7 protein-coding genes are annotated in these 14,593 nt (G+C 63.7%); 1 reads left to right on the forward strand and 6 read right to left on the reverse strand.

The annotated features are described in order from the left end of the window. Positions 1-59: 59 nt before the first annotated feature. Both AQZ49_RS05540 and AQZ49_RS05545 read right to left on the reverse strand, forming a co-directional pair. The gene (locus AQZ49_RS05540; protein ID WP_067613792.1) at positions 60-1,844 is read right to left on the reverse strand and encodes an IlvD/Edd family dehydratase; all 1,785 of its coding nucleotides are present in this window, start codon (positions 1,842-1,844) and stop codon (positions 60-62) included. Then, positions 1,841-2,977 carry an aldose epimerase family protein gene (locus tag AQZ49_RS05545; RefSeq protein ID WP_067613794.1) on the reverse strand — a complete coding sequence of 379 codons (1,137 nt, stop codon included), beginning with the start codon at positions 2,975-2,977 and terminating at the stop codon, positions 1,841-1,843. The genes AQZ49_RS05540 and AQZ49_RS05545 overlap by 4 nt, the downstream gene beginning before the upstream one ends. Before the next feature lie 200 nt (positions 2,978-3,177). Here AQZ49_RS05545 and AQZ49_RS05550 point away from each other — a divergent pair, with 200 nt between their 5' ends. Next, the gene (locus AQZ49_RS05550; RefSeq protein WP_067613797.1) at positions 3,178-5,520 is read left to right on the forward strand and encodes a glycoside hydrolase family 95 protein; all 2,343 of its coding nucleotides are present in this window, start codon (positions 3,178-3,180) and stop codon (positions 5,518-5,520) included. Between the two features lie 2 nt (positions 5,521-5,522). Here AQZ49_RS05550 and AQZ49_RS05555 read toward each other — a convergent pair whose 3' ends face one another. From AQZ49_RS05555 to AQZ49_RS05570, 4 genes are all read right to left on the reverse strand, one after another. Beyond that, a complete protein-coding gene (locus AQZ49_RS05555) occupies positions 5,523-7,037 on the reverse strand; it encodes a family 8 glycosyl hydrolase (RefSeq protein WP_067613799.1) in 1,515 nt (504 codons plus the stop codon). Next, positions 7,037-9,703 carry a glycoside hydrolase family 3 C-terminal domain-containing protein gene (locus AQZ49_RS05560; protein ID WP_067613802.1) on the reverse strand — a complete coding sequence of 889 codons (2,667 nt, stop codon included), beginning with the start codon at positions 9,701-9,703 and terminating at the stop codon, positions 7,037-7,039. The genes AQZ49_RS05555 and AQZ49_RS05560 overlap by 1 nt, the downstream gene beginning before the upstream one ends. A gap of 30 nt (positions 9,704-9,733) precedes the next feature. Then, positions 9,734-11,278: a tryptophan halogenase family protein gene (locus AQZ49_RS05565; protein WP_067613804.1), complete on the reverse strand. Its 1,545-nt coding sequence runs from the start codon at positions 11,276-11,278 to the stop codon at positions 9,734-9,736. Between the two features lie 76 nt (positions 11,279-11,354). Further along, positions 11,355-14,153, reverse strand: coding sequence for a TonB-dependent receptor (locus AQZ49_RS05570; RefSeq protein ID WP_369819081.1), 2,799 nt, complete (start codon positions 14,151-14,153; stop codon positions 11,355-11,357). Positions 14,154-14,593: the final 440 nt, after the last annotated feature.

The raw sequence follows: 14,593 nt of genomic DNA on the forward strand, positions 1-14,593 counted from the left end.
GGCTTCCTGATGGTGGGTTGGCACGCGTCGATCGCAGATCGCCGGATCATGCCAGTATCTCAGTGGTTGTCGCGCGGCAGCCCGCGGGTCTGTGCAATGCGTTGATATTTCTCGGCGCCTTCCAGAATCATGCCGGTGCTCATGTCGCCGACCACCGCGCGCTGGATTTCCTGCCAGGGGGTCTGGCTGGCCGGATAGGCATAGCCGCCATCGGCGATCAACGCGGCCTTGCGCCGGGCCAGTTCGTCGGCATCGATCAGCACATCGGCGGTGCCCTTGCGCAGATCGATGCGCACCCGGTCCCCCGTACGCAGCAGCGCAAGGCCACCGTTCGCGGCGGCTTCGGGGCTGGCGTTGAGGATCGAGGGCGAACCGCTGGTGCCAGACTGGCGGCCATCGCCAAGGCAGGGCAAGGCATGCACCCCTTCGCGCAGAAGATAGACGGGCGCGCGCATGTTGACCACTTCGGCCGCGCCCGGATAGCCGATCGGACCGGCGCCGCGCATCACCATCAAAGTGCGATCGGTGATCCCCGTGGCGGGATCGTCGATCCGGGCATGATAGTCCTCGGGCCCGTCAAACACCACCACCGGGCCTTCGAAAGCATCCGGATCGGCCGGGTCCGACAGATAGCGCTGGCGAAATTCATCGCTGATCACGCTGGTTTTCATCACCGCGCTGTCGAACAGATTGCCCGTCAGCACGATGAAACCGGCATCCTTGACCAGCGGGTCGGCAAACGGGCGGATCACCTCTCCATCGGCGATCTGGGCGCCGCGACAGTTGTCGCCCAGCGTCCGGCCGTTGGCGGTCATCGCGTGTTCGGCGATCAGGCCCTGTTCCATCAACTGGTTGATCACCGCGGGCACCCCGCCAGCCCGATAGTAGTCTTCGCCCAGGTATTTCCCGGCCGGTTGCAGGTTGACCAGCAACGGCACGTGATAGCCATGCGTCTGCCAGTCTGTCACATCCAGATCGACGCCCATGTGGCGCGCGATCGCCACCAGATGGATCGGCGCATTGGTGCTGCCGCCGATCGCGGAATTGACCTTGATCGCATTCAGGAATGCATCGCGGGTCATGATGTCCGACGGTTTGAGATCTTCGCGCACCATGTCGACGATGCGTTTGCCGGTGTGATAGGCCACTTCCTGCCGGTCGCGATAGGGCGCCGGGATCGCCGCGCTGCCGGGCAGGCTCATGCCCAGCGCCTCGGTCAGGCTGTTCATCGTGGTGGCCGTGCCCATCGTGTTGCAATAGCCGGTCGAAGGCGCCGACGAGGCCACCAACTGGATGAACTGGGCATCGTCGATTTCGCCCCGGCTCAGCATCTCGCGGGCTTTCCACACGATCGTGCCGCTGCCGGTGCGTTCGCCCTTGTGCCAGCCGTTGAGCATCGGGCCGACCGACAGGGCGATCGCCGGAATGTTGACCGTCGCCGCCGCCATCAGCGCGGCCGGCGTGGTCTTGTCGCATCCGATGGTCAGCACCACACCGTCGAGCGGATAGCCATAGAGCACCTCGACCAGCCCGAGATAGGACAGATTGCGATCGAGCCCGGCGGTCGGGCGCTTGCCGGTTTCCTGGATCGGGTGCACCGGAAATTCCAGCACGATCCCGCCCGCCTCGCGAATACCCTCGCGCACGCGCTCGGCCAGCACCAGATGATGCCGGTTGCAGGGGCTGAGATCGCTGCCGGTCTGGGCAATGCCGATGATCGGACGGCCCGACCGCAGCTCTTCAAGGCTCAGCCCGAAGTTCAGATAACGCTCGAGATAGAGCGCCGTCATGTCGATGTTGTCGGGGTTGTCGAACCAGGCAGAAGAACGCAGCTTGCGGGTCATTTGGTCACCGATACGCGATAGATCATGATGTGCCGATAGGGGTGTTCGCTATCCACCCGCGCCGAACCGAACGATGGCTGGTTGGGCGTATCGGGAAACTTCTGCGGCTCCAGCGCGACGCCATCGCCCATGCGGTACAAGTGCCGATGCTTGCCCTGCACGGTCGCGTCGAGGAAATTGCCAGTGTAGAACTGCACCCCGGGCTCGGTCGACAACACGTCGAGCGTGCGCCCGGAAACCGGGTCCTCCAGCCGCGCCAACGGCTTTGGCGTGGCGGTCAGCCCCTGATCGACAACGAAATTGTGGTCATAGCCATGAGCAATGACCAATTGCGCATCGCCGCCATCGCGCAACGAAGCGCCAATGATGCGGGGCGCGCGAAAATCGAACGGCGTTCCGGCCACCGGGCGCAATTCGCCGGTCGGGATCAGCGCCTTGTTGACCGGGGTGTAGCGGCTGGCGGGTATCGTCAGCACTTGCCCCATGGCATCGCGTGCGCCGCCTTCGCCCGCCAGGTTGAACAGCGCGTGGTTGGTCATGTTGACGATGGTGGGGCGGTCGGTGGTGGCGCTGTAGGCGATCTGCAGATCCCCGTCCTCGTCAAGCGAATAGGCGACTTTGACATGCAGTTCGCCGGGATAGCCGCTGTCCCCGTCGGGGCTGACATGGGTGAACACCACCGAGGCCACTTTGCCCGAAGTCACGCTTTCCACCGTCCACAACTGACGGTCAAAGCCATGCGTGCCGCCATGCAGGCTGTTCGCGCGGTCATTGAGCGGCAGCCGATAGACTTTGCCGTCGAGCGTGAACGTGCCCCCGGCAATGCGGTTGGCAAAGCGGCCGACCGTCACACCGAAATAGGTTTCATGCGCCTCATAGGCCCCGGCATCGGGCAGGCCGAGCACGATATCGGCCGGATGACCGTCACGGTCGGGCGCGATGAATTGCTGCAGGGTGGCGCCATAGGCCAGGATCCGCGCCGACACCCCATGCGCATTGCTGAGCACGATGGCATCGACAGTGCGACCATCGGCCAGACGGCCGCCATCTTCGCGGTGAGCCTCTGCCGCCTGCGCCCCGTCCGCCAGCAACGCCAGCGCGCATGCCGCCACCAACCATCCACTCCGATTCATCACAGGCTCCCACTTTTGCGGTCCGGGTGCATTTATACTCATACCTTATCGATCACAACACCCCAATCGCAGGCACCGCAGTTCCGCCTCACCTTATTGAAATTGATAATTTATCCCATATTTTTCGAGAAAATTGTTGCATTTGCTCGCCGATTTTCCAACATCATATACTCGTACCTAATAAAAGAGAGAGGCCGATTATGCGTTTGACCCGGCGGCACTGTCTGGCGGCTGGGGCCGCAACGCTAAGCGCCCCGACATTGGCGCGAACCAGGCCTGAAACGCCCGCCGATCCGGCGACCTCGGCAGCGCTGCACCGGCTGTGGTACGACCGCCCTGCCGGGCTCTGGACCGAAGCGCTGGCGGTGGGCAACGGCAGGATCGGCGCCATGGTGTTTGGCGGCACCACCAGCGAACGGCTGCAACTCAACGAAGACACGCTGTGGAGCGGCGGCCCGTACGATCCGGTCAATCCGCGCGCCAGGGCAGCCTTGCCACGCGTCCGTGACCTGCTTGCCCACGGCGCCTATGCCGAGGCCGAAGCGCTCGCCAATGCGGATGTCATGGCGCAACCGCTGCACCAGATGTCGTACCAGACGCTCGGCGATCTGATCCTGACCATGCCCGGCATCGCGGCAGTAACGGGATACCGGCGCTCGCTCGATCTGGACCAGGCCGTCGCCAGAACCGATTTTCGCTGCGGCGGCATTGTCTGTACCCGCGAAGTGATCGCCTCGCACGCACAGCAGGTCATCGTGATGCGGATCACCGCCAAAGGCGGCATGCTGCCCGATTTCCAACTGGCCCTGACCAGCCCGCATCAGAGCAAGTGCACTGCCGGGGACAGCGGATTGCTGCTGACCGGTCGCGCCGGAGGCGAACAGGGGATTGCAGGCGCGCTGCGCCTTGCCGCGCGGGTGCGCGTGCGCACCGAGGGCGGCGCGATCCGCCCGCACGGCGCCACGATTACCGTTGCCGGTGCGCGCGCGGCCACCGTAATCGTGGCGATGGCCACCAGCTATCGCGGACCCGATGATGTCACCGGCGATCCCGAGGCCATCACGGCGCGGCAGATCGACGCCGCGCTGTCGCTGCCCTTTGCCGCGTTGCGGCGCCGCCACGTGGCCGACCATCGCCGGTTGTATCGCGCGGCATCGCTCGACCTGCCCGCCGGGCCCGACGCCGCCTTGCCGACCGACCAGCGCATTGTGGCCAACGAAGGGCGCGACGATCCGTCGCTGGCCGCGCTCTATTTCCATTACGCCCGCTATCTGCTGATCAGCGCGTCGCGGATCGGCACCCAGCCGGCCAATCTCCAGGGCATCTGGAACGACAGCACGACCCCGCCGTGGGGGTCGAAATACACCATCAACATCAACACCGAGATGAACTATTGGCCGGCCGACCCGACCGGTCTGGGCGAATGCTTTGAACCCATGCTGCGGCTGGTGCGCGAACTCGCGGTGTCCGGCGCGCGCACCGCGCGCACGATGTATGGCGCACGCGGCTGGGTTGCCCATCACAACACCGACCTGTGGCGGGCCAGCGCGCCGATCGACGGCGCCACCTGGGGCCTGTGGCCAATGGGTGGGGCGTGGCTATGCGTGATGTTGTGGGATCGCTGGGACTATGGTCGCGATCCCGCCTATCTGGCGGCGATCTATCCCTTGTTGCGCGATGCCTGCCTGTTCTTTGTCGACACGCTGCAGACATCGCCGCGGGGGCTGGTGACGTCGCCCTCGCTGTCGCCTGAAAACACCCATCCCCATGGCGCCTCGATCTGTGCGGGCCCGGCGATGGATCGCCAGATCCTGCGCGATCTGTTTGCCCGCACCGCCGCAGCGGCAACGCTGCTGAACCGCGACCCGGATCTGGTGCAGCAATTCCACACGCTGCGCGGCCAACTGGCACCCGATCGCATCGGCCAAAGCGGGCAATTGCAGGAATGGCTGGAAGACTGGGACGATGCCGCACCCGAACCCCACCACCGCCATGTGTCGCACCTCTATGCGCTATACCCCAGCCACCAGATCGCCCCCGATACCACGCCCGAACTGGCGCAGGCGTGCCGTGTCTCGCTCGATCGGCGGGGCGATGAATCGACCGGTTGGGCAACCGCCTGGCGCATCGCCTTGTGGGCCAGGCTGCGCGATGGCGAGCGCGCCCACCGTATCCTGCGCTTTCTGCTGGGGCACGAACGGACTTATCCCAACTTGTTCGACGCGCATCCGCCGTTCCAGATCGATGGCAATTTTGGCGGCTGTGCCGCGATGGTGGAAATGCTGATGCAAAGCCGCGAAGGACAGATCGTGCTGCTGCCGGCGTTGCCCACGGCCTGGCCTGCGGGATCGGTGCGCGGGCTGGTGGCGCGCGGCGGCATCCAGGTCGATCTGCGCTGGGCGCAAAACCGGATGGTCAGCGTCCGGCTGGTCGCCGCGCGCGATCAGCCATGCCGGATCAGTCTGGGCACAACCGATCGCGCAATCGCGCTGCGCGCCGACCGCCCGGTGGTGCTGACCGGTCCGGAACTTGCCACGTCGTGAAATCAGCGCGCGCCGGTCGGGGGAATGATGCGGAACTCTCCAGCCAGGTGCATCGTGCTCATGAAATAGAGCATGCCATCGAAATAGCGCTGCTCGCCCGCCGGTGGCGGCATATCCCACAAAGTCTGCACGAATGTGCGCGCCAGATCGGCGGGGGTTCCGGCCAGCGCGCCCACCGCCGTGGCCGCGACCATGCCCGGCGAATGGCGTTGCGACAGCGGCCTGCCATCGAGGGTATAGCGATCGGCAAAGTGATCGATCCCCTGCCCGGTCAGAAACGTCTGGATTGCGGTGGCCAGCACTTTCTGGCGCGGGTCCTTGTTCCACCATGCCGCATCGACCGACCAGTTGCTGACCGTGCGCCAACTGTCATAGCCGAACGGATAGGGCTGAGCGTCGTAGGATTTCATCGCGCTGCCATCGAAATAGCTGCGATCGGGGGCAAGCCCGGTGCGCGGATTGGTGACCCGCACGAAATAGTCGCGGCTGACATCGGCAGCTTCGGCCCAGAACGCGCGATCCTCGACCGGGCCCCAGCGTGACCACAATTCGTAGAACGCGGGCAGATGGTACGACGCATCCGATCCCGGCGTGTCGATTTCCGCCACGAAGCGCACCATCGGGTGCGCTTCATCGACCATCGGGCCGACCGCCTGTGGCCGGGGCGCGCGCTTTGGCCAGACCCGTGGCCACGGCTGGCCCGCCGCCCTGGCCGCCGCCGCTTCGGCGCGATTGTTGATGCTGGGCCACGGGGTCGCCGGTTCGACAAATGGTGCGTCGGCGGGATGGACGCGAAACGGCGGGGTTGCGGTTTCGACCGCATGGTGGCGCATCCGGTGCAGGATCGCATCGGCTTCGGCGCGGTAATCATAGATGCCGGTGCCATTGCCCCAGCGGTTCGCCGCGAAATAGAGCGCCATGGCATAGTATTCTTCGCCATCCGGCGCAGCGCCGGTGCTGCGCGGGCTGCCATCGGTGCTCATCGACCAGGCAAAATACCCGTGCGAGGGGTTGGCCGGGTCGGTGATCTGCATATAAGTCTTTGACCAGTTCCACAGCGCGTCGAATTCGCGCTTGTGGTCCAGTTGCACGGCAATCATCATGCCGTAGCTCATGCCCTCGGTGCGGGCATCGTTGTTGGCCCAATCGGTAATATAGGCCAGCGGGCCATTGGCATTGGCGCCGACTTCGAAATAGAGCCGCTGTTCCTGGCCGTCGCCATGGAAATAGGTCTGCCATAACTGTTCGATGCGGGCATGCGTCTGTTGCGGCGAGACCCCCAGCAATTGCGCAAACATGTTGCGATAGTGCCCGCTGGCATAGGCCCCCGCGCCATCGCCGGGCCGCCGGTCAAGCGGCCACAGCGGAGCCTCGGCATGGGGCTCGATGCGGATCGCCGGTGGCGGGGTCGATGCCTCGCTCACCTGTTTGGCCTGTTGCGCCAGCGCCGGGACAGCAGCCACGCCAAGCATCGCCGCCGCCAGATTTGCCGCATGGATCGCCCAAAGCCGGGGCATCACTTGGGCAGGTCCACGCTGTGCGCCACGTCAAACTGGGTCGACACGGTCGGCAAGCCGCTGTCGGGCTGGCCACCGCCGATCGTGGCGATGTAGTGCCCGGCAAACACCCGGCGCTGGCCATCGGGGGTAACCGCCGACAGATCGCGCGGGCCGAGGTTCAGCGTGACCGTGCGCTGTTCGCCCGCCTTGAGCGGCACGCGCTGAAACCCGCGCAGGGCGATGCGTGGCGCGCCAGGGTCTTGCGGCACCCGCAAATAGAGCTGAACCACTTCATCGCCATCGCGCGGCCCGGTGTTGCGCACATCGACGCTGACCCGCAGACCGTTGGCGGGATCGCCCGCGATCGCGCTGACCACCGGATTGGCATAGGCAAACCGGGTATAGCTCAAGCCATAGCCGAACCCATAGACCGGCTTGCCGGTGAAATAGCGATAAGTCCGCCCGTCCATGCGGTAATCGTCGAACGCGGGAAGATCGGCCACATCGCGATAGAACGTGAGCGGCAGGCGCCCGGCCGGATTGGCCTGCCCCGACAGCACCTGCCCCACCGCAAGCCCCCCGCTTTGCCCAGGATACCAGGCTTCGACGATGGCGGCGGCATTGTCGCGTTCCCACGACAGATTGACCGCGCTGCCATTCATCGTCACCACCACCAGCGGCTTGCCCGAGGCTTTGGCCCGTTCCAGCAGCGCGCGCTGATCGGCCGGCAATTCGAGCGAGGTCTTGTCCCCGCCCGCAAAGCCATCGACTTTGACCGGCATTTCCTCGCCCTCGAGGTCCGAAGTCAGCCCGACCGCCGCGACGATCACGTCGGCATCGGCAATGCCTGTCGCCAACGCGGCATTGGCGTCGCGCGCAATGCGTTTCCAGATCAGCCCCGGTCCGGTCGCCAGCTTGCTTTGCGCTTCGAAATGCAGGGGATAGCGCTCACCCTTGCGCAGGTCGACCTCGACCAGTTTGGCCGGTTCTGCCCATTGCGAAAAGTGATCGGACTGGACGATCGGTTTGCCGTTCTCTTCGATCGCCCCGGTCAGGCCGGTGAGACCGATCCGATAAGTCCCGGTTTCGGGCGCGACGAAATAGCCCGCCCACACCACTTTGTGTACTTCACCGACCTGGCTCAACCCGGCGGCACGGATATCGAGGCCGGGTTCGATGCGGGTGGCTGCGGCTTGCGTGGCAAACGTGCGTTGCGCCAGCGGTGCAGCGGGGTCCACCGCGTTGAAATAGGTGGCGCGCAGACCGGGTTTGCCGTCGGGCGTGCGAAACACGCTGTCGGGCGCCGGGTCGCCGTCGGTGATCGATGCGCCGAACGGCACGAGCGTGATGCGCGCCTGCGGCATGGCCTGACGCAGGCCATCCACCACCGAGATCGGTTTGGCCGACAACGCCGACGAATAGTTCCCGCGCAGCACCCGCGTGGCATCGCCCAACGGCCCGATCACGGCGATCCGCGCATTGGCCCGCAGCGGCAGCGTTCCGTCGTTTTTCAACAGGACCAGACTTTCCACCGCCGCGCGCAGTGCCTGGGCCTGGTTTTGCGGCGTGCCGATCGCGCCGACCGGAACCGGCGCGTCATGGCGTTCGGCAAGACCGGGCAGATCGCCATTGCGATAGCGCGCGGAAAACAGCCGGACCAGCGCCTGGTCAAGATCGGTCGTGGTCAGCAGTCCGCGTTGCAACGCCTCGGCATACCGCGCGCCCAGTCCGGTTGCGCCGCTGATCGTCTGGGTGTTGCATTCGTTGTCCACCCCGGCCTTCATCGCCACGGCCACGGCCGAAGCGGCATCGGGCGCATATTTGTGGTGATCGGCAATATCGACCACCGCATCGCAATCCGACACGACATAGCCGGTAAAGCCCCAGGCACCGCGCAAATGGTCCTTCAGCAGCAAGTCGCTGCCGCAGGCAGGTTGCCCGTCCAGCCGGTTGTAGGCACACATCACCGAGCCCGCCTTGCCCTCGACAATCGCGGCACGGAACGCAGGCAGATAGGTGTCTTCGATATCATGCGGCGTGGCGAACACGTTGGCGACATGGCGGGTCGATTCAGGACCGGAATGCACCGCAAAATGCTTGGGCGTGGAAATGACCAGCGGCAGGTCGGGATCGGGCCCCTGCATGCCGGTGACGAAGGCCACCCCTAGCCGCGCGGTCAGAAAGGGATCTTCGCCATAGGTTTCCTGCCCGCGCCCCCAGCGCGGATCGCGAAAGATGTTGATGTTGGGCGACCAGGTGTCGAGCCCCGTGCCGATCGTGCCGAGATGGCCGGTCTGGCGTCCGAGGGTGTGCAGCGCGCGGTTTTCGACACTGACGGTGCCGGCAACGGCGTGAACAAGATCGGTATCAAAGCTGGCAGCCAGCCCGATCGGTTCGGGGAAATTGGTGGTCGGCACAGCACCGATCGCGCCATGGAGCGATTCCGTCCACCAGTTGTAGGCGGGAATGCCCAGCCGGGGGATCGCCGGGGCCACGTTGACCAGTTGGGCGATCTTCTCCTCGGTGGTCAGCTTTGCGACAAGTGCCGTGGCCATACTGTCGGCGCGTTCGCGCACCGCACTTTGCGCCAGCGCGGCATTGGCAGGCATGGCCAGTGCCAGGGCAAGACCGGAAACCAGGGCGCGCGAACGCAAGCCGGAAAGCACCGGCCGAGACAGGGACATACAGTTTCTCCATTCCAGGTTTGATGCGCGCTAAACCGGCTGCATCCCGTATTCGACAATCTTGCGGATCAGGTCGCGATGGCGCGGCAGGCGTTGGCGCAGCTTTTCGGTCTGCGCCCGGTTTTCGCGGAAGGCGCGCTCTGCCACTTGCGCGTCGCCGGCCAGCAGGGCGGGTTCGACCTCGGTCTTGTAGCCCATGCCATAGAGCACGTATTGATAGCTGGCCGCAGGGAACACTTCTTCCAGCCGGTCGAATTCCTCGTAGAGCCAGGGCGACTGGTAACGCCACAGATAGAGCAATTCCTGCAGCCGGTCCGGGATCGTTTCGGCCCGGCGGTTGTCGCGCCAGAATGCCGTGTCTTCGCGCTGTGACACGGCATAGTGCAGCTTCAGGAAATCGATGATCCGGCCCCAGCGATAGCGGGTGGTGTCGTTGAACCGCCGCGCGACGATCTGCATCACCTCACGCGTCTGCGGCATCTGTTCGGCGATCAGCTTTGCCGACATTTCGATCAGCACGATCGCGGAGGCTTCCAGCGGTTCGAGAAAGCCCGCCGCCAGACCGACCCCCACGACATTGTGCGACCAGAAGGTTTCCCGATGTCCGGAACGGATCGGGATCTTGCGGACCGACAGATCGCGCGCGGCCGGACCGATATAGGCGCGCAATTCGCGTTCCGCGTGCTCTTCGCTGGTGTATCGGCTGGAATAGACGTGGCCGACGCCGCGCCGTGTCGGCAGGCCGATGTCCCAGATCCAGCCTGCGGTCTGCGCGGTGGAAATGGTGTGGCTGGCGATCTGGCTGGTGTCGTCTGCATAAGGCACCTGCACGGCCAGTGCGGTGTCGCAAAACAGCACATCGGAACAATCGCGAAAGGCGACGCCAAGCGTCTGCCCCAGCAAGAGCGAGCGGAAACCGCTGCAATCGACGAACAGATCGCCCTCGATCCGGCCCGCCCGATCGGTGTCGAGGCTGGTTACATCGCCATTGTCTGCCTGGTTGACCCGCGTGACATTGGCCAGGATGTGCGCCACGCCCAATTTCTGCGTGCAGTGGCGCTGCATGAAATCGGCGAACTTGCCTGCATCCAGGTGATAGGCGTAGTTGGCCGCGCCCTCGTATTCGGGCGTGGTGATCGCCTTTGGCGCCAAGCCTTCTTCGCAGATCACGCCCTGCGCGCAGACGGCGTCGCAAAAGCTTGCGCCGGCATCATCCGCCAGCCAGTGCGGCGCCAGGTTCACCTGGCTGAACGCCTGCGGCAGCATCAGCGGATGGTAATAGAAATCGTCGTCCCGGCCGGTGGCCCAGCGGGCAAATTTGGCGCCCTGTTTGAAGGCGACATCGCATTCGCGAAAGAAATCGGTTTCCGACACCTGCATACGCTGCAAGGTCGATCGCAAGGTTGGCCAGGTGCCCTCGCCGACGCCGATGATCGGCGTATCGGGCGATTCCACCAGGGTTATCCGAAAGCCTTCGGCCATCCGGTTGCGGTGGCGCGCCGCAATGATCCCCGCCGCCAGCCAGCCTGCCGTTCCGCCACCCAAAATGACGACATGCCTTATCCTGTGCGACATCGGACACCTCAGTTAGCGGGCGGAAATGCGGGGATACCCTAGTGAAAGGATATCCCCGGCGGTACTGGATTGAAACCTAGAAGTGGTAGCGTACCCCGAAGGTGAAGCGCCGACCATATGCATAGGCATCGAGCAACTGGTTGCTGAAGCGACCATGCGTGCTGTAGACCGAATTGTTGAGATTGGTGATCCCGCCAAACACGGTGGCCTGGCGCGTGACGTCATAGCTCGACGAAAGGTCGACCTGGATCTGACTGTTCACGAACGTCGGTTCGGCACCGAACTGACCGGTGTTCTGGTTCTGGCCGAATTGCAGCAGATAGCTGTCGCGCCAGTTGACGGCGACACGGGCCTGGAAGCCGTGCTTGTCATAGAACGCCACCAGGTTTGCCGAATTGGCCAGCCCCGTGACGGCAAAGCCGCTGGTGCTGATATCCTGCGGGTTATACGGCTTGTTCGTACCCACGAACGTGCCGTTCAGCGTGAAGCCGAAACCGCTGTGGCCAATCACTTCCTGCAGCGCGATTTCGACCCCGTGAACCGTGGCATCGGGCCCGTTCACTTCCTGCGAAACGGCGAACTGCGCCGGCTGTCCGGTGGTGGGATCGATCACCCCGTTGATCGTCTGGCGCTGCACGCCGTTGACGATGAAGTTGCTGACATGCTTGAGGAACCCGTCGATCGACAAGTACGAGTTCGGTGCGAAGTACCATTCTGCCGCAAGGTCGTAGTTGTCGGACAGATAAGGTTGCAGGTTGGGGTTGCCACCGGTCGCGGTCAACGCCCCGACACGCTGGCCCGAACCGACGCTCAGCACCGGGTTCAAAGCCGTAAGGGCCGGGCGCGTCAGCGTGCGCGAAGCATCGAACCGCAGATGCAATTGCCCGGTCACATCCAGCTTCATGTCGAGGCTGGGCAACAGGTAGTTGTAGCTGTGGCTGGCGATGATCGTCTGGGTGGCACCGTTGTTGGCATATTGCGTGGTCAACAACGTCGGGTCGGCCGAGCTGGTTTCCAGCGCGACCGGGCTCTGCCCCAGCGCGACCGTATTCAGATCGGTGTTTTCAAACCGCAGGCCCGACGAGAAGTGGAACGGCATCGAGGCGATTTCGTTTTCGAAGCTGCCGCGAACATAGGCCGCCCAGGTCTTTTCAGTGATCAGCGCAACGCTTGACGGGCTAAGCGCCAGGTCGAGCGTGCCGGTATAGGCCGTACCGCAACACCCGTAGTTATAGCCCGGGATGTTGGTGGTCTGCGGATTGCCCAAACCTTGCAGATAGTTGTACACTGCAATCGGGTTATAGGACAGGATGCCCGGCGCAAGCGTGCCGCTGTATCCGGGAATGAAGTTTGCCGTGCTGATAGTGTTGCCGTAAATGCTCGACGGCAACAGCACGCCCGTGGATCGACCCGACGGCGAGCCATATCCCGCATAGGCCTGCCAGAAGTTGTTGGTGAACGTGTCGCGTTCCTGCAGGTGGAAAGTATCTTCCTTGTAGCTGGCGCCGAACTGCAGCTTCATGCCGTCCTGTTCCCAGCTACCCTTGAAGCGGAACTGGCGCACGCGGTCGGTGTTCTGCTGCGCCTGACGCACCATCACGTGCGAACCGATCAGCGACGTATCGAGGAACTGCGATTCATTGCCGTTCGGCCCGATATCGTGGAGCGTGGGCAGCGAGCTGCTGCTTGGGCCATTGACGGCCAGACCGGTGTTCGCACCCAGAGTGCCACCATAGCCGATGTCCGAGCTGTTGTTGCCGATTTCGCCATTGGGGTTCAGCCAGCTCTTCGAGGTGGCCGCATCGAAATCGAACTTCAGATGATCGGTGGCTTCATATTTCAGGTTCACACCCAACTGGTTCACGTCGATCAGTGAATGCGCGATCCCGGCATTCATATCCATCGGCGTACCGGGCTGGTTGAAATCGATCGTTGTACCGTTGGCGTCCTGCTTCACATTGGTAAGCTGGCTCATGTTGAACCATGCCGCATAGCCATATGTATCGGTTTCGACGATCTGGCTGCTGAAATTGTCATCGACAGTCAACAGGATCTTGTCGCTCGGCCGCCATTGATAGGCCAGCCGGGCATCGATGCGTTCATCGCGGGTGCGCGCCTGTTCGGCACCGGCCTGCTGCGGAAACCAGCCGAGCACGGTTTCGGCGTTTGACGCCGCCACGCCTGCACCGGCGGTGGCCGGGCTGCAGTTTGTTGCGGTGCTGCCGGCCAACTGGCACGGCGCGTAATAGCCGCCTTCCCAACCGTTGACGTAGACATGGTTGGTGGTGGTTTCATGCCGGGAATAGGCCACGTCGGCGAGGATGCCCATCGTGCCGTTGGCAAACGTATCGCTGACCAGCAGGGCCGCGCTGGGCTCTGCCTTGCCCGAACGATCCTGCAGCGTACCCGACAGGCTGGTCGCCATGTGGAAACCCGGGTGATCGAACGGCTTGGGGAACGCGATGTCAATCGTGGCGCCGATCGCGCTCGACGACACCGACACGTCGGGAGTCTTGTAGACGCTGATCTGCCCGACGAAATCGGACCCCACAGTCGAAAAATCTACCGCGCGGTTGCCGGTGGCGGTCGAGATATGGCGCCCATCATACAGCGTTTCGTTGAAATCGCCGCTGAAACCGCGCACGGTCACGCCGGTCGCTTCACCGCGCACACCCGAAAGCTGCACCGTGACACCCGGCAGACGCTGCAGCGATGCCGCCACGTTGGGGTCCGGGAACTTGCCGATGTCTTCGGCGGAAATGGCATCGAGAACGCCAAGCGCGTTCTTCTTGAGATCAAGATTGCGCTGCAACGAACCGCGCAACCCGGTGACGACGATCGCGGCTTCCTTGTCGGCTTGCGGATCGCTTGCCACAGTTGCCGGAGCCGCCGTCGAAGCAGCCGCCTGACCCGCCCCCGCATCCGCGGCGAACGCCGGTGCATGCAGGACAAGTGAAAACGCACCCGTCGCGCAGGAAACCAGGAGCCGCTTAGTATATCTGCCTGTCATACCCCATCCCAACATTGACTTTTTACTGACGAACCCCCTTCGCCCGGGCAATGACGCCACATTCCGTCCATACTGACGAACCATGCCCAAGCATGTTCGCCAGCCCATCGGATGCCCGCGTGTCGTGTCGATCTGAATCGCCTCAATGCGCAGCATTTGCGCAACATCTCTCCACGACAACACCTGTATCGGCGTCTTGTGAGTGGTTCGCTAACCCACTTCGGTAGCGCTATCAAGAGAATATTGTAGGAGTATATGGCTGACCGTCAAAATCTGTTGCACAGATCACACGGTCGCTATGATTA

The organism is Novosphingobium sp. FSW06-99 (assembly GCF_001519065.1).
In the GTDB taxonomy this organism is placed as follows: domain Bacteria; phylum Pseudomonadota; class Alphaproteobacteria; order Sphingomonadales; family Sphingomonadaceae; genus Novosphingobium.

What these genes read in the sequence shown, in the direction of transcription:
- AQZ49_RS05555 (WP_067613799.1), bottom strand. Translation starts at nt 7,037, where the DNA reads ATGCCCCGGCTTTGGGCGATCCATGCGGCAAATCTGGCGGCGGCGATG.
- AQZ49_RS05545 (WP_067613794.1), bottom strand. Translation starts at nt 2,977, where the DNA reads ATGAATCGGAGTGGATGGTTGGTGGCGGCATGCGCGCTGGCGTTGCTG.
- AQZ49_RS05560 (WP_067613802.1), bottom strand. Translation starts at nt 9,703, where the DNA reads ATGTCCCTGTCTCGGCCGGTGCTTTCCGGCTTGCGTTCGCGCGCCCTG.
- AQZ49_RS05565 (WP_067613804.1), bottom strand. Translation starts at nt 11,278, where the DNA reads ATGTCGCACAGGATAAGGCATGTCGTCATTTTGGGTGGCGGAACGGCA.
- AQZ49_RS05540 (WP_067613792.1), bottom strand. Translation starts at nt 1,844, where the DNA reads ATGACCCGCAAGCTGCGTTCTTCTGCCTGGTTCGACAACCCCGACAAC.
- AQZ49_RS05550 (WP_067613797.1), top strand. Translation starts at nt 3,178, where the DNA reads ATGCGTTTGACCCGGCGGCACTGTCTGGCGGCTGGGGCCGCAACGCTA.